This is a genomic window from Tessaracoccus sp. O5.2 (assembly GCF_964266725.1).
Taxonomy (GTDB): Bacteria; Actinomycetota; Actinomycetes; order Propionibacteriales; family Propionibacteriaceae; genus Arachnia; species Arachnia lapidicapta.
In genome coordinates this window covers 1-18154 of the sequence record NZ_CAXWGV010000014.1, presented here as the reverse complement: position 1 = coordinate 18154, position 18154 = coordinate 1, and the positions used below count along the sequence as shown (strand labels likewise).

Sequence of the window (18154 nt, the reverse complement as noted above, 5' to 3'; positions counted from 1 at the left end):
CAGGCTGTGCGTGGGGCACGCATGGCGCTGACGCGGGCGGCGATCGTCGGGGCAGGCCTGGACATCCTCGACCGCTACGGGCTGGCGGACGTGTCCATGCGGCGCGTCGCGGACGCGCTGGGGGTGCAGGCGGGCGCCCTCTACTACCACGTGCCCAACAAGCAGTCGCTGCTGGCCGCCGTCGCCGACGAGATCCTGGCCGACGCCCTGGCCCCCGGCGACCATCCCTCGCTCGACGACTGGGTCACAGCCTGGGCGCATACGCTGCGGCGCGCCCTCCTGGCCCACCGCGACGCCGCCGAACTCGTCGCCTCCACCCGCGCCCTCGGCCTGGGTGCGGTCGACCCGTGCGCGGACGGCCGCGAGCGCCTGGCGGCGGGGGGCATCGCCGAGCCGTCGGCGACGATGGCGGCCCTGCTCCACTTCGTGCTGGGGCACGTGACGCAGGAGCAGACCGCCGCCCAGATGGCGGCGCTGGGGCTGACGCCGGCACCTGAGCCGACGGCCGCCGACCGGGACTTCGCGTGGGGCGTGGGACTGGTCGTGCGCGGGATGACGACCGCCGCCGCTTGAGCCGGACGGCCACCGGGGTCGGCCCGCCGCCCGGTACCGTGGGCCGCATGGCAGCCATGATCGACGAGGACGGCACCGTCCGGGTGACAGGGCACGCGGAGGTGCTCCGGGTCGTGCGCGATCCGCAGACCTTCTCCAGCGACGTGTCGCGGTTCCTCCAGGTGCCCAACAATCTCGACGGCGAGGAGCACGCCGCGTTCCGTGCCGTCCTCGACCCGTACTTCGCCCCCGACCGGATGGCGACGCTCGCGGGCCCCTGCCGGCGGATCGCGGCCCGCCTCGTCGCGGAGCTGCCGCGGGGGAGCGCCGTCGATGCCGTCTCGGGTCTCGGAGTTCGCTACGCCGTCGAGGCGATGCTGGCCTGGCTCGGCTGGCCGGCGGAACTGGAGGAGGACCTGGTGCGGTGGGTGGCCGACAACGCCGAGGCGACGAGGTCCGGAGAGCTCGCCCGCACCACCGAGGTGGCCCAGAGGTTCGACGAGATCATCGGGCGCGTCGTGGAGCCCCGACTGGCGGACCCCGCGACACAGCCCCGCGACGTCACCGACGAACTCCTGCGCGACACCGTCGACGGGCGTCATCTCAGCCGCGAGGAGATCGTCTCGGTGCTGCGGAACTGGACCGGGGGCGATCTGGGGTCGCTCGCGCTGTGCGTGGGGGTGATCCTGCATCAGCTCGCCGCTGACCCGGCGATCGAGGCGGACGTGCGGGCCCGCCGCGGTGACCCGGCCCGTCTCGACGCCGCGATCGACGAGCTGCTGCGGCGCGACGACCCGTTCCTCAGCAACCGGCGCGTGGCGACGGCGGACACCGTCGTGGGCGGCTGCCCCGTCACCGCCGGCAGCCGGCTCACCGTCGAGTGGACCGACGCCAACCGCGACCCCGCGGTGTTCCCGGACCCCGACCGGTACGCGCCCGAGGCGCACGCGCACGCCAACCTCGTCTACGGCGCCGGCCCGCACGTGTGTCCGGGCCGGCCGCTCGCGACCCTCGAGTTGCGGATCCTGCTCGAGGAGGTCCTGGACCGCACCACCGACCTCGTCCTCGACCCGGAGAGCCGGGGGGAGCGGGCCGTCCGTCCACTGGGCGGCTGGGCCAGTGCACCGGTGATCCTCACATGATGGGTCCGCGTGACGCCTGACCGCGTCCCCGACGCCGACCTCCGCCGCGTCCTGGGGTCGCTCGTCGCGCCCGTCTACGCGCCGACCCTGGCACAGGCGATCGGCATGACGGCATCCCTGCCGGTGATCCCGCTCATCGCGCTCGAACTCGGGTTCACGGTCCCGGCCGCCGCGGCCATCACGATGGTGGCGGGCATCGCGGGAGTCCTCGGCCCCATCCCGTTGGGCGCCATGATGACGGTGGTGGGGGAGCGGCGCGCCATGATCGCCACCGGCGTCCTCGTGACGCTCACCCAGCTGGGGGCGCTCGCGGTGGTGGGCGCGGCCTACGACGACGGGCCGGGCCACTGGCACCGGGCGGCCTTCGTGGCGTCGCTGGTGGTGTCCTCGCTGGCCCGGGAGGTGTGGGTCATCGGCCGCCAGGCCTATCTCGGCGGTGTCCTCCCGCCCCGGCTGCGTGCCCGGGGGATGAGCACCTTCGGGGGCATGATGCGCATCGGACAGGTCCTGGGTCCCCTGGCGGGCGCAGGGGTCATCGCCCTGGGGCACGAGGGATGGGTGCTCGGACTCGACGCGGCCGCGATGGCGGTCGCGACCGTCCTGGTGGCGACTTCCATGCTCCCGCAGGACCGGGGCGCGGTGCGCCCGACCGTGCGGCAGGCGACGGGGCGGCTGGCTCCGGTGCCGTCGCCGCAAGCGCCGGAGCTCACGGCCGGACGCGGGATGCTGCTCGCGGGGATGGTCACGGTGCCGCTGGCGATGTCGCGGGTGGCCCGGCCGCTCATCCTGCCGTTGCTGGGCGCCTCGCTCGGGCTGAACGCCGCGCAGATCTCGATGGTGTTCGCCGTCGCCGCCGTGGTGGAGATCGCGATGTTCGTGCCCGCCGGCAGCCTCATGGACCGCTACGGCCGCACCGCCGTGCTGGTGCCGTGTCTTCTGCTCTCGGGCGCCGGATACGTGCTGCTGGCGGTCCTCACCGCAACCGTGGGGAGTGCGCGGTCGACGGCGTTGCTGGTGCTCGTGGCGTCGGCGGCCCTCGTCGCGTTGGGCAACGGCTTCGGGGCCGGGATCGTCATGACGCTCGGCATCGACCTGTCTCCGGAGCGGGACCGCACGCGACACCTCGCCCGGTGGACCACGATCAACGGGGCCGGGCTCCTCATGGCGCCGGGCCTGGTCGCGCTCGTCACGCTCGCGTGGCCCTTGACGGTCGCCGGGGCGCTCGTGGGCGGGCTGTGCTGGGCAGCGGCCGGGTGGGCGGTCCGGGTCATGCCCCGGCTGACGCCCCGGCCGCCGCGCGGCCCCTTCGCCGTCAGGCAGTGAGCAGCCGGACCTGCTCGTCGAACTCGGCGTCGATCTCGGCGTCGGGGCGGGTGGTGACCCGCGACACCGCCACGGCGACGATGAGGTTGAGCACGAAGCCGGGCAGGATCTCGTAGACGTCGAACAGGCCGCCCTCGAGCGTGCCCCACACCGCGACCGTGACCGCGCCCACGACCATGCCCGCCAGCGCGCCCCAGGCCGTCAGCCGGCGCCAGTAGAGGCTGAGCAGCACCGTCGGTCCGAACGCCGCGCCGAACCCGGCCCACGCGAACGCGACCAGCGCCAGGATGGTGTCGTTCTGGTTCCACGCCATCGCGGCCGCGACGACCGAGACCAGCAGCACCGCGGCCCTGCCCAGCAGCACGCCGCTGCGCTCGCTGAGCGGACGCCGGACGAGCCCGTGGTACAGATCCTCCACCAGCGCGGACGCGGTGACGAGCAGCTGCGACGAGATCGTCGACATGATGGCGGCCAGGATGGCCGCGAGCATGAACCCCGCGATGAGGGGATGGAACAGCAGTTGGCCGAGGGCGATGAACACGGTCTCCGGGTCGGCGAGCCGGCCGCCGTCGCGCTGGTAGACGGCGATGCCGACCAGCGCCGTGCCCGCGGCCCCCAGGCAGCTGAGGATCATCCACCCGATGCCGATGCGGCGGCCGGCCACGGCCTCGCCCGGCGTCCGCAGCGCCATGAACCGGACGATGATGTGCGGCTGCCCGAAGTAGCCGAGCCCCCAGGCCACCGACGACACGACGCCCATGATCGTCGTGGTGGCGCCCCACAGCGCGAAGGCGTGGGGGTCCAGGCCGACGACGGTCTCGTACAGCGCCACCGGGCCGCCGACGTGCAGCATGCCCACCACAGGCACGGCGATCAGCGCGGAGACCATCATGATGCCCTGCACCATGTCGGTGTAGGAGACCGCGAGGAAGCCGCCCACGAGCGTGTAGACGACGACGATGCCGGCCACGAGCACCATGCCCAGGCGGTAGTCCATGCCGAACGACGCGTTGAAGAACTTGCCGCCGGCCACCATGCCGCTCGAGACGTAGAAGGTGAAGAACACCAGGATGATGATCCCCGCGGTCACGCGCAGCGTCTGCGTGGTGTCGCGGAGCCGGTTGCCGAAGAAGCTGGGGATCGTGATGGCGTCCCCGGCCACCTGCGTGTAGGTCCTCAGGCGCGGTGCGACGTACTTCCAGTTCAGCCAGGCGCCGACGGTGAGGCCGATCGCGATCCAGAACTCGACCATCCCTGCCGCGTAGAGAGCGCCGGGCAGGCCCATGAGGAGCCAGCCGGACATGTCGGAGGCACCCGCGGACAGCGCGGCCGCGACCGGGCCGAGCTTGCGGCCGGCCAGCATGTAGTCGCTCAGGTCGCTGGTGCGGTAGTAGGCCCAGATGCCGATGGCGATCATCGCGACGAAGTACACGACCATCGCGATGCCTTGGTAGGTGACGTCGGACATGATTCTCCTCGAGTGGCGGGAACGGCGGTCAACCTACCGCCTCGCCCGGCCGTCCGCCGAGGGGCTACGAGTTAACGGACGGCGGACGCCGGCCGGGCGCTAGTGCGATGCCGACGAGCCCCACCGTGACGAGGACCCATCCGACGACCTGGACGGGATCCGACCAGCGCAGGAGCGAGTCGACGGCCCCGGCGGTGAGCTGCCCCTGAACGGCCGTCACGAGGCAGGTTCCCTGGGGTGCCGCCACGTCGACGGCGACCCGGCGGGCCAGGGAGAGGGCCACGATGCCGAGCGCGGCCGCGACGGTCAAGGCGACCCACCGCCCTCGGCGTGGCCCCACTGCCAGGCCGAGCAGCGCGAGCGCGATCGCGGCGACGTAGAACCACACCCACCCGCTGACGACGTCCAGCGCGTCGGCGGCCCACGCGGCCTGCTGGGGATCCGGCCGCCCCAGCGCGATGCGTGGGTCGGTCTGCCACTCGAGCCCCGCGACGATGCCGCTCAGCGCCGCGGGCGTCGACTCCATCAGGCGGGTCCGCCCGAGGTCCACGAAGGGCCCCACGTGCAGCCACAGCGTCGGGGCGTCGCCGCCCGAGGCACGGAAGGCCGCGAGGTCGGTGACCAGGTCGATGCGGGAGAGATCGACGGACTCCGCCCAGGCCTCGGCCAGGGCGGGGTCATCCATGGCGTCCTCGACGGCGGACGCGATCAGCTGCTCGATCCGGGCCTGGCCACCGGGCAGGGCGCCGACGACGTCGGGGAGGTCCGCCGCGACACCCTCCGTCAACGTCGCGGCGACGGCGTCGCGGACCTGACCGTCGCCCGCGAGCGGGGCCATGATCTCGGTCAGCGGGCCGGACGTGTGCGCGAGCCGGTCCAGCCACTGAGCCCCCGAGCCGACCAGCGCGACGGCCACCGCGGCCGTGAGCAGGAGGGTCGAGAGCAGTGTGCGGGCGGCGTTGGTCACTGGGCCTCCAGACGGGTCTGTGCGGAAATCCAGGCTAGCCGCGTCTGTGGACAGCTCATCGCGGAGTGAGATGGCGTTCACAGTCGCTGCGGTGGCGCCGGGCTCGCCGGTCGCGCCGGCATCGTTCGCTGAGGTCGCGCCTGCCTCGTTCGCTGAGGTCGTGCCCGACGGCGGAGCCGTCCGGGCGAGTCTCGAAGCCGACGCCACCCCGTTCGCTGAGGTCGCGCCCGGTGCGCAGCACCCGGGCGAGTCTCGAAGCCGACGCCGAAGCCGACGCCCTCCCGTTCGCTGAGGTCGCGCCCGACGGCGGAGCCGTCCGGGCGAGTCTCGAAGCCGACGCCAACCCGATCGCTGAGGTCGCGCCCCGGTGCGCAGCACCCGGGCGAGTCTCGAAGCCGACGCCTTCCCGCTCGCTGAGGTCGCGCCCGGTGCGCAGCACCCGGGCGAGTCTCGAAGCCGACGCCGTAGGCGTCGATCTCCCAAGGCCCATCCACTGAAGGTGCGGGGAGCCGTGACCCGTCGCCCGGGCGGCCCTTGTTGTCCGGTGTTGTGTTCGGCTGAGTGCGTCGCTGGGGGCGGGTAGTTGAGGCCGCCCGAGCGTCGGTTCCCGTCTCCCCACACTGGTCCTGCTCTGGCGTGGCCGGGTCCGGGTGCGTGCCGGCGGGGCGGCCCTGGCACAAGTTCTGTCTAGGCGGGACGCCAGTTTGGTGATCCTCGGGTTGGGCATCACTGCGCGCAGCCGCCCCACCGTCCCACCCCCTCGCGGGAATCCCCAGTGACGCTGAGGTCGCGCCACCCGTTCGCTGAGGTCGCGCCCGACGGCGCAGCCGTCCGGGCGAGTCTCGAAGCCGACGCCGCAGGCGTCGATCCCCCGACCCCCGCTCGCTGAGGTCGTGCCTGTCCGCTCGCTGAGGTCGCGCCCCGACGGCGCAGCCGTCCGGGCGAGTCTCGAAGCCGACGCCGCAGGCGTCGATCCCCCAACCCCGTTCGCTGAGGTCGCGCCCGACGGCGCAGCCGTCCGGGCGAGTCTCGAAGCCGACGCCGCAGGCGTCGAGCCCCAAGGGTCGTCAGGTGCCGTCGCCCCAGATGGCGGCGGAGCGGCGAATGAGATCGCCCAGGTCCGACCGGTCGGCATCGGACGACTCCGTCTCGGGCGGGTCGACTTCCGCTGGGTCGGTGTCTGGCGGGTCGTCTTCTGGGCAGGGTGGTGCCCCGGCGCGGATCTGTTGGAGTCGGAAGCGGGAGTGTTGCCGCGGGCGTCTGGCGGGATCGATATGCCGGGGCGGGGTGAACCACGGCAGCCCGGTCACCGGATCCAGATCCACCCGCCACTGCGACTGCTCCGACTGCAGAGGATCGGGCTCCACCAGGCGGTGATGGTGCGGGCAGAGGAGTACCCCGTTTCCTAGCCGGGTGTCCCCGCCTTGCCACCAGGGGACGATGTGGTGTCCTTCGCAGCAAGCCGGGGTGGCGGTGCAGCCGGGGAACGCGCAGCCACCGTCGCGCTGCACCAGCGCTGCACGCAGGCCGGGTGTGAAGGTGCGGTAGGTGCGGCCGACATCCAGCAGCCGGGATGGTCCGCCCAGCACGACGGGAATGATGCCGGCGTCACACGCCAACCGGCGCACCTCCCCGGCAGACAGGCCGTCGACGTCGTCGAGACCGATCAGGCCAACCCGACCGAGGCCGGTGGTGAGGGTGTCGAGGTCGAGGGTGACGTGTACCTGCGGCCTGTCCCCACCATGCGCCGGCAGAGCGCCACTCGAGGCAGCCTTCTGGGTCAGCAGGACCAGCGCATCCGCGCGACGCGCGTCCCGTGACGCGGCCTCACCGACGGCAGTGTAGGTGGACGCGTCCGGCATCAACGCATCCAACTGCGCGGTCAGCAGTGCAGCGTCGGAGACGGGCAACTGTCCGGTGATGCGCATCGAGCCGTGATAGTCCGGCGCCAGGCGCAGGAACCGACCCCGATGCGCCGCCGTTTCCTCCCGAGCGAGACGCTTCGCGTCATCGGCATCGGCCTGATCCGGGTCGATGATCTCCACCAGACGAGACGCCAACACCCGCAACTCGGACGGGCCCAAGGTGTCGACGTGGTGCAGGATCTCCTGCTCACAGCGGGTGAGCTCCGCCCGGGTGAGCCGGCCGGGGAGTTTGCGCAGGCCGGAGACGATGGCGTCGGCCTGCGCCAACGAAATCGCGCCGTCGTTCAAGGCGGCGCCGATCAGCGGGAACCTGTCATACAGGTCCTGCGCGAGCCGGAGACTGGCGGTGGCTTGGGCGGGGGTGGTGCGCACCGACTGCCGGACCTGGTCGATCACGGCCTCCGCCGCGGCGAGCTTTGCCTCATGGAGCAGGTGGAGGCGGAGTCCGGCGAGCTGCGCCTCGGCCTCGGTGACCGCGGCGACCAGCCCACTCAGCCGGTCGACCGCGGCGGTGGCGTCGCCGTCGAGCGTGCCGACGGCGTCCCAGAGCGCGGCGAAGTATCGCTGCCCGAGATCCCGTAAGTCGCTCATGTGACCTATTATGGCGGGGGCCACTGACAATTTCTGATCGGGGCTGTGGTCCAGGGATCGACGCCTGCGGCGTCGGCTTCGAGACTCGCCCGGGTGCTCCGCACCAGGCGCGACCTCAGCGAACGGGTGGGCGCGACCTCAGCCGGCGAACCGCCGCGCCCCCACCGGCACGACACGCCGTCGAACTCCGCCATCAACGCCCTCAACCGCCCCGAAGCCCGAGTAAGGCTGCCATCCGTGCTGCGCTCGGGGGATCGACGCCTGCGGCGTCGGCTTCAAGACTCGCCCGGACGGCTCCGCCGGCGGGCGCGACCTCAGCGAACGGGGTGTGGCGCGACCTCAGCGAACGAGACTGGCGCGACCTCAGCGAACGAGCCAACCCCCAGCACGACACGCCGCCGAACTCCACCCTCAACCCCCTGGACCGGCGCCGGGCCCGAGTGGGGCTGCTATTCGTGCTGGGGTCGGGTGGATCGACGCCTGCGGCGTCGGCTTCGAGACTCGCCCGGACGGCTCCGCCGTCGGGCGCCACCTCAGCGAACGGGGATGGCGTCGGCTTCGAGACTCGCCCGGACGGCTCCGCCGCCGGGCGCCACCTCAGCCAACGAGGCAGGCTCGCGACCCCATCGAATGGCTGGCGTCGACTTCTCGGCCGATCATGATTCCTCGAATGGCATAAGTATCGGAGATGTGGAATACTCCCGGCATGACGATATCTGTCGCGGTGGCGGGCTGCACCGGGTACGCCGGTGGCGAGCTCCTCCGCATTCTGCTGCAGCATCCCGAGGTCCGCATCGGCGCCGTGACCGGGAACTCGAGTGTCGGCGACCGCCTCGGCGCGCATCAGCCGCACCTGGCCCCGCTGGCGGACCGCATCGTGCAACCCACGACCGCGGAGGTCCTGGCCGGTCACGACGTCGTATTCCTCGCACTGCCGCACGGCTCCTCGGCGGCGATCGCGGAGCAGTTGGGCGACGCCGCCGTCATCATCGATGCCGGGGCGGACTTCCGGCTCACCGACCCGGAGGCCTGGGAACGCTTCTACGGCTCCCCGCACGCGGGGACGTGGCCCTACGGCCTGCCCGAGCTGCCCGGTCAGCGCGACGCCCTGCGCGGCGCGCGCCGGATCGCGGTGCCGGGCTGCTACCCGACGGCGGTCACGCTGGCGCTGCTGCCGGCGGTGGCCGCGGGCCTGGTGGACCCTTCGCAGCTCGTCGTCGTCGCCGCCAGCGGCACCTCCGGCGCGGGGAAGTCGCTCAAGCCCCACCTCCTCGGCTCCGAGGTCATGGGCAACATGTCGCCCTACGGCGTCGGGGGCGGGCACCGGCACACGCCCGAGATCGTGCAGAACCTCTCGACCGTCACCGACGCCCCCGTCGGCGTGTCCTTCACGCCGCTGCTGGCGCCCATGTCGCGGGGGATCCTCGCCACCTGCTCGGCCCCGATCGCCCCGGGCGTGACGGCGGCGTCGGCCGCCGCCGCCTACCGCGAGGCCTATGCCGGCGAGCCGTTCGTGGAGGTCCTCCCTGACGGGGTATGGCCCCAGACCGCGGCGGTCGTGGGCTCCAACCGGGTCTCGATCCAGGTGACTGTCGACGAGACCGCCGGTCGCCTCATCGCGATCTCGGCGATCGACAACCTCGCCAAGGGCACCGCGGGCGGCGCGGTGCAGTCGATGAACCTGGCACTGGGACTACCGGAAACCACCGGCCTGTCCGCGGTGGGAGTCGCGCCGTGACTCCCACGACCGAGCCCTCGACTGGAAAGCTTGCGCCCATGACCGAAACCACAGGAGTCACCCTCGCCCGCGGCTTCGCCGCGTCGGGCGTCACCGCCGGCCTGAAGCCGAGCGGGCGGCCCGACGTCGCCGTCGTCCAGAACCTGGGCCCCCGCATGGCGGCGGCCGCCGTCTTCACCACCAACCGGGTGTTCGCCGCGCCGGTGAAGTGGTCGCGCCAGGCCGTCGCCGACGGCCAGGTGCAGGCCGTCGTGCTGAACTCCGGGGGAGCCAACGCGTGCACGGGCGCGGCGGGGTTCGCGGACTCTGCGGCCACCGCGTCGCGCGTCGCGGCCGAGCTGGGGCTCATCACCGACAACGTCGCGGTGTGCTCGACCGGCCTGATCGGGCTGCGGCTGCCCATGGACCGGCTGCTGCCCGGTGTCGCGGAGGCGTGTGCGCGGCTGTCCCCGGACGGCGGATCGGCCGCGGCCCAGGCGATCATGACCACCGACACGGTCCCGAAGCAGGCCGGCGTCACTCGCGGCGGGTGGTCCGTCGGGGGGATGGCGAAGGGGGCGGGCATGCTCGCGCCCGGGCTCGCCACCATGCTGGTCGTCGTCACCACCGACGCCGACCTCGACGCGGCCGCGCTGGACCGGTGCCTGCGCGAGGCCACCCGCATCACCTTCGACCGGGCGGACTCGGACGGCTGCATGTCGACCAACGACACCGTCCTGCTCATGGCGAGCGGGGCCTCGGGCGTCGCCCCGGACGAGCAGGATTTCGCAGCGGCCCTCACCGAGGTCTGCGCCGACCTGGCGCGGCAGCTGATCGCCGACGCCGAGGGCGCCGCGCACGAGATCGCCATCGAGGTGGTCGGGGCGGCCGACGAGCGCGACGCGGAGACCGTTGGCCGCGAGATCGCGCGCTCCAACCTCTTCAAGTGCGCCATCTTCGGCGGCGACCCGAACTGGGGCCGCGTGCTTGCGGCGATCGGCGTCACGGATGCCGCGTTCGACCCGGACGACCTCGACGTGTCCTTCAACGGCGTCATGGTCTGCCGCGGCGGCCAGATCGGCGACGACCGAGCACTGGTGGATCTCCGCCACCGCGACGTCCACGTCCGCGTCGACCTGCATGCCGGCGACTCTTCCGCGACCATCCTCACCAACGACCTCACGTATGACTACGTCAAGGAGAACGCCGAGTACTCGACGTGACCCGCGCCCCGCAGACCTCAGGAACCGAGATGACCAGGACCCGCACCCAGCAGCAGCCGGAGCTCATCGCCAAGGCCGCCACCCTCATCGAGGCGTTGCCGTGGCTCGCCGAGTACGCCGGCCAGACCGTCGTGATCAAGTACGGCGGCAACGCCATGACCGACGATGCGCTCAAGCGCGCCTTCGCCGAGGACATCGTGTTCCTGCGGCGCGTCGGCGTGAAGCCGGTGGTGGTGCACGGTGGGGGCCCGCAGATCTCCGCGATGCTGGGCCGCCTCGACATCGCGTCCGAGTTCCGCGGCGGGCTCCGCGTCACCACGCCGGAGGCCATGGACGTCGTCCGCATGGTGCTGGTGGGGCAGGTCGGTCGGGAGCTGGTGAACCTGATCAACCAGCACGGGCCGTTCGCCGTCGGTATGTCGGGCGAGGACGGCGGGCTGTTCACCGCCAAGCGGCGCGGGCTCATCATCGACGACGAGGAGATCGATCTGGGCCTGGTGGGCGACGTGCGCTCCGTCGACCCTGCGGCGATCCTCGACCTCATCGACGCCGGCCGCATCCCGGTCGTCGCCACCGTGGCACCTGACCGCGACGGCCAGGTGCACAACGTCAACGGCGACACCGCCGCCGCGGCCCTGGCGGTCGCGCTGGGCGCCAAGCGGCTGGTCATGCTCACCAACGTGGCCGGCGTGTACGCGAACTATCCCGACGAGGAGTCGGTCATCACCCAGATCAGCACCGCGGAGGTGCGGGCGATGCTGCCGAGCCTGGACGCCGGCATGATCCCGAAGATGGAGGCGTGCGTCCGCGCGGTGGAGGGCGGCGTGACGTCGGCGACCGTCATCGACGGGCGGGTCCCGCACTGCCTGCTGCTGGAGATATTCACCGACGAGGGCGTGGGGACCATGGTCACCGACTCCCCGGCCCTGCCCGCGAGAGGAATGCACGGATGAACCAGACGGACCTGACGGCGCGGTACTCCGCCGTCATGATGAACGCCTTCGGCGCCCCGAAGCGGGTCTTCGAGCGCGGCGAGGGCGTCCACCTCTACGACGCCGACGGCAACCGCTACCTCGACCTCTTGTCCGGTCTGGCGGTCAACGCCCTAGGCCACAACCACGCCGGGGTGACCGCCGCGGTCGCGGCCCAGCTCGGCCGGCTCGGCCATGTGTCGAACTTCTTCGCGTCCGAGGGCCAGATCCGGCTCGCCGAGCGGTTGGCCGCGGTCACGGGCGCCGAGCGGAGCCGGGTGTTCTTCACCAACTCGGGTACCGAGGCCAACGAGGCCGCGTTCAAGCTGACCCGCCTCACGGGGCGCACCCGCATCGTGGCGATGGAGGGGTCGTTCCACGGGCGGACCATGGGCGCCCTGGCCATCACGCACAATCCCAAGTACCGCGAGCCGTTCGAACCGCTGCCCGGCGACGTCGAGTTCGTGCCCTTCGGAGACGTCGACGCCCTTCGCGGTGCCGTCGACGACCGGACCGCCGCGGTCGTCATCGAGACGATCCAGGGGGAGAACGGTGTCGTGCCCGCGCCCGACGGCTTCCTGGCGGCCGCCCGCGACATCACCCGCTCCGCCGGCGCCCTGCTGTGGATCGACGAGGTGCAGACGGGCCTCGGCCGCTGCGGCGAATACCTGGCGCACCGGGCCGACGGCGTGGTCGCGGACCTCGTCACGCTGGCCAAGGGCCTGGGGAACGGATTCCCCATCGGCGCGTGCCTGGCCTCCGGACCCGCGCTCGACCTGCTGCAGCCGGGCCAGCACGGCACGACCTTCGGCGGTAACCCGGTGGCGGCGGCCGCCGGCAACGCGGTGCTCGACGCACTGGAGGACGGGGTCTTGGACAACGCACGGGCCACCGGCGCCTGGCTGGCCGCCGCGGTCCGCGACCTCGGGCACCCTGTGATCACGGGCGTGCGGGGGCGCGGCATGCTGCTCGGGGTGACCCTGGACCGCGAGGTCGCGCCGGCCGTCGCCGACGCGGCGCTGGACGCCGGCTTCGTGGTCAACGCCCCGCGCCCGGCCGTGCTGCGGCTGGCGCCACCGCTGATCGCCGTCCCGGCCGACCTGGCGCCCTTCGTCGAGGCGCTGCCGGGCCTGCTCTCGGCTCATGTCTGACGTCACGCGCGCCGGGCGGCTCGCCACGCTGCGCCAGCTGCTGTCGACGGCGCGGTTCGCGTCGCAGGCGGACCTCATCGAGGCGCTCGCCGCGGAGGGCATCACCGTGTCGCAGCCAACGCTGTCGAAGGACCTGCTTGCGCTGGGGGCCATCCGCCAGCGCACGGGCGACGGGTCCCTGGTGTACGCGGCGGGTTCGGACGAGGATCGCGGGGCCGTCATGGACAAACTGGCGCGGCTCTGCGCGGAGATGCTGCAGTCGCTGCGCTCGGCGGGCAACCAGATCGTCATCCGGGTCCCGCCGGGCGCGGCGCAGTACCTCGCGGCGAGCCTGGACGCCGCCGCGCTCGCCGGCGTGATGGGTACGATCGCGGGCGACGACACGATCCTGGTGATCGCCGTCGACGAGGCCTCGGCCGAGGCGGTGGTGGCGCGGATCTCGGAGATGACCAAGAGTGGACGACCAGGTGGAGGACGGCGCGATGAGCACTGACCAGGGACGACTGTGGGGCGGCCGGTTCGCCGGCGGCCCGAGCGAGGCGATGTTCGCGCTCAGCAAGTCCACGCAGTTCGACTGGCGCCTGGCGTTGCACGACATCGCCGGCTCGCGGGCGCACGCCAAGGCGCTGCGGGCGGCGGGCCTGCTGGACGACGAGCAGGCCGCAGCCATGGACGAGGGCCTCGCGGAGCTCGCGCGTCGCGTCAGCGCGGGGGAGTTCGTCGCCGCCGACTCGGACGAGGACGTCCACGGAGCGCTGGAGCGCGGGCTCAAGGAGGTCGTCGGCCCCGAACTCGGCGGACGGCTCCGGGCGGGCCGGTCCCGCAACGACCAGATCGCGACCCTCATCCGCAGCTACCTGCGTGAGGAGATCCGGCTGATCGCCCAGGACGTCGACGGCGTGATCGACGCGCTCGCCGGTCAGGCCGAGCGACATGTGGGTGTCGTGATGCCGGGGCGCACCCATCTGCAGTCCGCTCAGCCCATCCTGCTCAGCCACCACCTGTTGGCCCACGCCTGGCCGTTGGTGCGCGACATCGAGCGCCTCCGCGACCTCGACCGGCGCCTGGCGCTCAGCCCCTACGGTTCCGCCGCCCTCGCCGGGACCTCTCTGGGCCTCGATCCGCAGCTCGTGGCGCGGGAGCTCGGGTTCGACATGTCGGTGCCCAACTCGATCGACGGCACCGCCGCCCGGGATCTCATCGCCGAGGCGGCCTACGTGCTGGCCCAGATCGGCGTCGACCTGTCGCGCCTCGCCGAGGATGTCATCCTCTGGTGCACGGCGGAGTTCGGGTTCGCGACGCTCGATGACGCCTGGTCGACCGGCAGCTCGATCATGCCGCAGAAGAAGAACCCCGACGTGGCCGAGCTGGCCCGCGGCAAGGCAGGGCGGCTCATCGGCAACCTGGCGGGCCTGCTGGCCACCCTCAAGGGGCTCCCGCTCGCCTACAACCGTGACCTGCAGGAGGACAAGGAGCCGATCTTCGACGGCATCGACCAGTTGCACGTCCTGCTGCCCGCAGTGGCGGGGATGGTCGGCACTCTGACCTTCCACCCGGAGCGCATGGCGCAGGTGGCACCGCGTGGGTTCTCGCTGGCGACCGACGTGGCCGACCACCTGGTCCGAACCCGGGTGCCCTTCGCCGTCGCCCACGAGGTGGCGGGGGAGACGGTGCGCTACTGCGAGGAGCGGGGCATCACGTTGCAGGATCTGACGGCCGACGACCTCCCGCGCATCTCGCCCCACCTGGACGCCGGCGTGCTGGAGGTCCTCACCGTCGAGGGGTCCGTGGCGGCCCGCGATGGGCGAGGGGGGACCGCCCCGGTCCGCGTGCGGGAGCAGGCCGCCGAACTGCGCGCGGCCCAGCGGCAGCTGGGTGCCTTCGCCCGCGGCTGACGCGAGCGGGGGCGTCGCGACTCGGCGGCTATGCTGACCCGCGTGAACGCACTCCTGGACGACCTCCGTTGGCGTGGGCTGATCGCCCACTCGACCGATCCGGACGCGCTGGCCGCGCACCTGGACGCGGGCCCGGTGAAGTTCTATGTGGGGTTCGACCCGACCGCGCAGAGCGTGCACACCGGCAACCTGGTCCAGCTGCTGCTCGCCAAGCGTCTGCAGGACGCCGGCCACCAGCCCTACATGCTGGTCGGAGGCGCCACCGGGCTCATCGGCGACCCGAAGGAGTCGGGCGAGCGGATCATGAACTCCGTCGAGACCGTGGCGGGCTGGGTCGAGCGGATCCGCGGCCAGGTCGAGCGGTTCGTGTCGTTCGACGGGCCCAACGCGGCGACGATGGTCAACAACTACGACTGGACCGCCGAGATGTCGGTCCTCGACTTCCTCCGCGACGTCGGCAAGCACTTCCCGGTGAACCGGATGCTGGCCCGTGACGTCGTGGCCAGGCGCCTCGAGAGCGGCATCTCCTACACCGAGTTCTCCTACGTCCTCCTCCAGTCGATGGACTTCCGTGAGCTGTTCCGCCGGCACGGCGTGACGCTCCAGACCGGTGGGTCGGATCAGTGGGGGAACCTGACGGCCGGCGTCGAGCTGATCCGGCGCAGTGATCAGGGCCGCGTGCACGCGATGGCGACTCCGCTGCTGACGAAGGCCGACGGCACCAAGTTCGGCAAGACGGAGGCGGGGACGGTGTGGCTCGACGGTTCGCTCACGTCCCCGTACGCCTTCCACCAGTTCTTCCTCAACGCCGAGGACGCGAAGGTCATCGACTACCTCAAGGTCTTCTCGTTCAGGTCCAGGGAGGAGATCGAGGACCTCGAGCGGGCCACCGCCGAGACGCCGCATCTGCGCCTGGCGCAACGCGCGCTGGCCGACGACGTGACGGACCTCGTGCACGGCGCGGCGGAGCGCGAGGCCGCGGTCGCGGCCGCGGCGGCGCTGTTCGGCAGGGGTCGTCTCGACGAGCTCGCCCCCGAGGTCCTCGACGGTGTGCTGCGGGAGGTGGGGGCCCCGACCGTCACGGACCAGCTCACGGTCGTCGATGCGATGGCCTTGTCGGGTGTCGTGGACTCCAAGGGGGCCGCGCGGCGGGCGATCACGGAGGGTGGCGCCTACCTGAACAACGAGAAGGTCACGGACCCGGACCTCGTGCTCACGCCCGATCGGCTGATCCACGGGCGGTTCGCGGTGCTGCGGCGAGGTCGCCGCACCGTCGGCGGGATCGTCGCGGGCTAAGCGCGCTCAGTCAGCCCTTCGACGCCGAGCGAGAGGACCGTGCGGCGCGTGCGCTCGGCCGACGCCCTCATCTCCGCCTCCAGCGGCGTCCCGGCGGCCAGCGCGTCGCTGATGAGGTGGACGCGTGCCGGGCGGCCCCCCGCCATGCTGCTGATGAAGGTGGGGGCGAACTCGGCGGCGGTGGCTTTGAACCCGCCGTCGGACTGCTCGGTGAACGTGATTTCGACCATGACGCCGTCGTAGGTGCGCGGCTTCGCCGGGCCGCTGGCGGCGATGAGGTTCCCGAGGCCGTAGATCACCCAGGTGCCGTTGACCTTGTCGACGGGCTGCACGACGTGGGCGTGTTGTCCGAAGACCAGGTCGACGTCGGGGGACGCGGTGACGGCCTCGGCGAAGGAGCGCTGCTGGGCGTTGACATCCGAGGAGTACTCATCGCCGGCGTGCATGTGCACCGCGACGATGTCCGCCCCGGCGGCCTTGGCCGCGCGGGCCTGGGCGATCGCGAGGTCCGCGTCGAGCAGCTCGACGCTCCAGTCCCGCCCCTTCGACTTCGGGAGCCCGTTGAGACCGTACGTCTGGCTGATGACGGCGATCCGGACCCCCTCGTCAGTGGTGTGGATCACCGGTGTCCGGGCCGCCTCCTCGGTGGCGTAGGTGCCCGCCGTCAGGATCCCCGCCGCCCGGTGGACCTCGATGGTCCGCACCAGGCCGTCCCAGCCGGCGTCCATCGTGTGGTTCGACGCTGTGGTGCACAGGTCCCACCCCGTGGCGGCCAGCGCGGGGGCGATCTCCTGTGGTGCCGCGAACATCGGGTAGTTCTTGTACGGCCCGTCGGGGGGTGCGAACGGCACCTCCGAGTGGCAGATGCCGAGATCCGCCTCGGACACGTACGGTTCCAGCGCTGCCAACTGGGGGGCGAAGTCGAACTTCGCCGCGCCGGTGGCCTTGGCGTCCAGCGCGGCGCTGTCCCACAGGCTGTTGTGCCACAGGAGATCCCCGCTCACGTTGATGGTGGCGACACGCGACGGTGAGGGGGACGGCGACGGTGAGGGGGTCGGCGACGGCGAGGGGGACGGCGACGGCGAGTCCGCGGTCGGCGACTGCTCCGCACGGGTGGGCGACTGGACGTCCCCGGTTGGGGCGGAGTCCTCGGGTGGCGCCGCGGGTTGGCCCGGTGCCGGGGCGCACGACACGACGGCCAGTAGGGCCAGGAGCACCGGGGACGCTTTCATGGGCACAGCCTACGACGGCGACCCGGCGACGATTTGCGCCCCGCGGGCCGGTGTGGGTAGTGTTCACCTCGCTTCGCCGGTGCACCGGACGCAAGGACGGACCCGAAGCCACATCCCTTTTCTCCTCTTGTTGGGGCGAGTGTGCGTTCAGAAGAACCCGCTCAAGGCCCCGATGGCTGAGAGCCGCGGCCCGAGTTGATCGGAGGCTCCGGGACGGGTAATGTGAACCAGGCCGCTTCGGCGGTCCCAACAACTCAACAGCGATCGGATGATGTCCCCCGAATTTGACGGGGAGGCAGTCGCCCGGTAGAGTAGGTCAGGCCGCTACGGCGGTGTCGACCAGCAAAGCCCCTAGTCAGGTGGTAATTGCAGCTCTTCGGGAAGCCCGGAACTGATCCTCACGGATTTGACCGGCCGATCGCGACAGAGTAAGGTTGGACGAGTCGCCTCGAGCGGATGACCACTAGGTCGGAAGCGCGTGAGCAACCGAAACTTGAGAACTCAACAGCGTACTTTAAAAGTCAATGCCAATTTTTGCAGGCATGGTTGTTTGTGGCTGTGTCTGTGTTTTTTCCCGTGGCTGGCCCTCTTTTGGGGGTTGGTTTGGGATTCCTTTGATGATTGATTGATTGATCCAGTTTTTGGGTCTTTGTCAGTGGTTGAAGTTTTTGTTGATTGAAACATTTTTGGCTGGCTGCTGC

At 71.8% G+C, this 18154-nt stretch carries 16 protein-coding genes; 11 read left to right on the top strand and 5 right to left on the bottom strand.

The genetic code is table 11. The annotated features are described in order from the left end of the window. Nucleotides 1-21: 21 nt before the first annotated feature. Genes ACFQPD_RS07220 through ACFQPD_RS07210 form a run of 3 tightly spaced genes read left to right on the top strand, consistent with a single transcriptional unit; the run spans nt 22 to nt 3017 of the window. A complete protein-coding gene (locus ACFQPD_RS07220; RefSeq protein ID WP_385899753.1) occupies nt 22-573 on the top strand; it encodes a TetR family transcriptional regulator in 552 nt (183 codons plus the stop codon). Between the two features lie 47 nt (nt 574-620). Then, nucleotides 621-1694, top strand: a complete 1074-nt coding sequence (locus ACFQPD_RS07215; protein WP_385899751.1) for a cytochrome P450 — start codon at nt 621-623, stop codon at nt 1692-1694. 9 nt (nt 1695-1703) lie between these two features. Next, entirely contained in the window at nt 1704-3017 is a 1314-nt protein-coding gene (locus ACFQPD_RS07210; protein WP_385899749.1) for an MFS transporter, read from the top strand. Here the strand turns inward: ACFQPD_RS07210 and putP are convergent. Both putP and ACFQPD_RS07200 read right to left on the bottom strand, forming a co-directional pair. Beyond that, nucleotides 3007-4485 (bottom strand): sodium/proline symporter PutP, encoded by a 1479-nt coding sequence (gene putP / locus ACFQPD_RS07205; RefSeq protein WP_385899747.1) that lies wholly within the window; start codon nt 4483-4485, stop codon nt 3007-3009. The genes ACFQPD_RS07210 and putP overlap by 11 nt on opposite strands. Before the next feature lie 64 nt (nt 4486-4549). Continuing rightward, complete coding sequence (locus ACFQPD_RS07200) at nt 4550-5452, bottom strand: hypothetical protein (protein ID WP_385899745.1); 903 nt, start codon at nt 5450-5452, stop codon at nt 4550-4552. 230 nt (nt 5453-5682) lie between these two features. On the opposite strand from ACFQPD_RS07200, the gene ACFQPD_RS07195 reads away from it, so the two are divergent. Continuing rightward, nucleotides 5683-5949, top strand: coding sequence for a hypothetical protein (locus tag ACFQPD_RS07195; protein WP_385899743.1), 267 nt, complete (start codon nt 5683-5685; stop codon nt 5947-5949). A 570-nt stretch (nt 5950-6519) separates the two neighbouring features. Here ACFQPD_RS07195 and ACFQPD_RS07190 read toward each other — a convergent pair. After that, nucleotides 6520-7968: a DUF222 domain-containing protein gene (locus ACFQPD_RS07190; protein WP_385899741.1), complete on the bottom strand. Its 1449-nt coding sequence runs from the start codon at nt 7966-7968 to the stop codon at nt 6520-6522. A 706-nt stretch (nt 7969-8674) separates the two neighbouring features. Here ACFQPD_RS07190 and argC point away from each other — a divergent pair. The 7 genes from argC to tyrS are packed head-to-tail and all read left to right on the top strand — an operon-like array spanning nt 8675 to nt 16221. After that, nucleotides 8675-9706: an N-acetyl-gamma-glutamyl-phosphate reductase gene (gene argC, locus ACFQPD_RS07185; protein WP_385899739.1), complete on the top strand. Its 1032-nt coding sequence runs from the start codon at nt 8675-8677 to the stop codon at nt 9704-9706. Between the two features lie 38 nt (nt 9707-9744). Next, entirely contained in the window at nt 9745-10908 is a 1164-nt protein-coding gene (argJ, locus tag ACFQPD_RS07180) for a bifunctional glutamate N-acetyltransferase/amino-acid acetyltransferase ArgJ (protein WP_385899737.1), read from the top strand. A 29-nt stretch (nt 10909-10937) separates the two neighbouring features. After that, on the top strand, nt 10938-11861 hold the full coding sequence (gene argB, locus ACFQPD_RS07175) for an acetylglutamate kinase (protein WP_068752752.1): 924 nt from the start codon (nt 10938-10940) through the stop codon (nt 11859-11861). Then, nucleotides 11858-13030, top strand: a complete 1173-nt coding sequence (locus ACFQPD_RS07170) for an acetylornithine transaminase (protein ID WP_385899735.1) — start codon at nt 11858-11860, stop codon at nt 13028-13030. The genes argB and ACFQPD_RS07170 overlap by 4 nt, the downstream gene beginning before the upstream one ends. After that, nucleotides 13023-13523 (top strand): arginine repressor, encoded by a 501-nt coding sequence (locus tag ACFQPD_RS07165; protein WP_068752750.1) that lies wholly within the window; start codon nt 13023-13025, stop codon nt 13521-13523. The genes ACFQPD_RS07170 and ACFQPD_RS07165 overlap by 8 nt, the downstream gene beginning before the upstream one ends. Then, nucleotides 13513-14925 (top strand): argininosuccinate lyase, encoded by a 1413-nt coding sequence (gene argH / locus ACFQPD_RS07160; protein WP_385899733.1) that lies wholly within the window; start codon nt 13513-13515, stop codon nt 14923-14925. Before ACFQPD_RS07165 ends, argH begins: the two co-directional genes overlap by 11 nt. A 42-nt stretch (nt 14926-14967) precedes the next feature. Then, complete coding sequence (gene tyrS, locus ACFQPD_RS07155) at nt 14968-16221, top strand: tyrosine--tRNA ligase (protein ID WP_353082962.1); 1254 nt, start codon at nt 14968-14970, stop codon at nt 16219-16221. Here the strand turns inward: tyrS and ACFQPD_RS07150 are convergent. Both ACFQPD_RS07150 and ACFQPD_RS07145 read right to left on the bottom strand, forming a co-directional pair. Continuing rightward, entirely contained in the window at nt 16218-17453 is a 1236-nt protein-coding gene (locus ACFQPD_RS07150; protein WP_385899731.1) for a CapA family protein, read from the bottom strand. The two genes, tyrS and ACFQPD_RS07150, sit on opposite strands and share 4 nt — an antisense overlap. Before the next feature lie 521 nt (nt 17454-17974). Next, nucleotides 17975-18154: hypothetical protein (locus ACFQPD_RS07145; protein WP_385899729.1), on the bottom strand; the 180-nt coding region annotated here is incomplete at its 5' end.

Excerpts from the sequence above, each read along its gene's own strand:
- ACFQPD_RS07220 (WP_385899753.1), top strand. The coding sequence starts at position 22 with ATGGCGCTGACGCGGGCGGCGATCGTCGGGGCAGGCCTGGACATCCTC.
- ACFQPD_RS07215 (WP_385899751.1), top strand. The coding sequence starts at position 621 with ATGGCAGCCATGATCGACGAGGACGGCACCGTCCGGGTGACAGGGCAC.
- putP (WP_385899747.1), bottom strand. The coding sequence starts at position 4,485 with ATGTCCGACGTCACCTACCAAGGCATCGCGATGGTCGTGTACTTCGTC.
- ACFQPD_RS07190 (WP_385899741.1), bottom strand. The coding sequence starts at position 7,968 with ATGAGCGACTTACGGGATCTCGGGCAGCGATACTTCGCCGCGCTCTGG.
- argC (WP_385899739.1), top strand. The coding sequence starts at position 8,675 with ATGACGATATCTGTCGCGGTGGCGGGCTGCACCGGGTACGCCGGTGGC.
- argJ (WP_385899737.1), top strand. The coding sequence starts at position 9,745 with ATGACCGAAACCACAGGAGTCACCCTCGCCCGCGGCTTCGCCGCGTCG.
- argB (WP_068752752.1), top strand. The coding sequence starts at position 10,938 with ATGACCAGGACCCGCACCCAGCAGCAGCCGGAGCTCATCGCCAAGGCC.
- ACFQPD_RS07170 (WP_385899735.1), top strand. The coding sequence starts at position 11,858 with ATGAACCAGACGGACCTGACGGCGCGGTACTCCGCCGTCATGATGAAC.
- ACFQPD_RS07165 (WP_068752750.1), top strand. The coding sequence starts at position 13,023 with ATGTCTGACGTCACGCGCGCCGGGCGGCTCGCCACGCTGCGCCAGCTG.
- argH (WP_385899733.1), top strand. The coding sequence starts at position 13,513 with ATGAGCACTGACCAGGGACGACTGTGGGGCGGCCGGTTCGCCGGCGGC.
- ACFQPD_RS07150 (WP_385899731.1), bottom strand. The coding sequence starts at position 17,453 with ATGAAAGCGTCCCCGGTGCTCCTGGCCCTACTGGCCGTCGTGTCGTGC.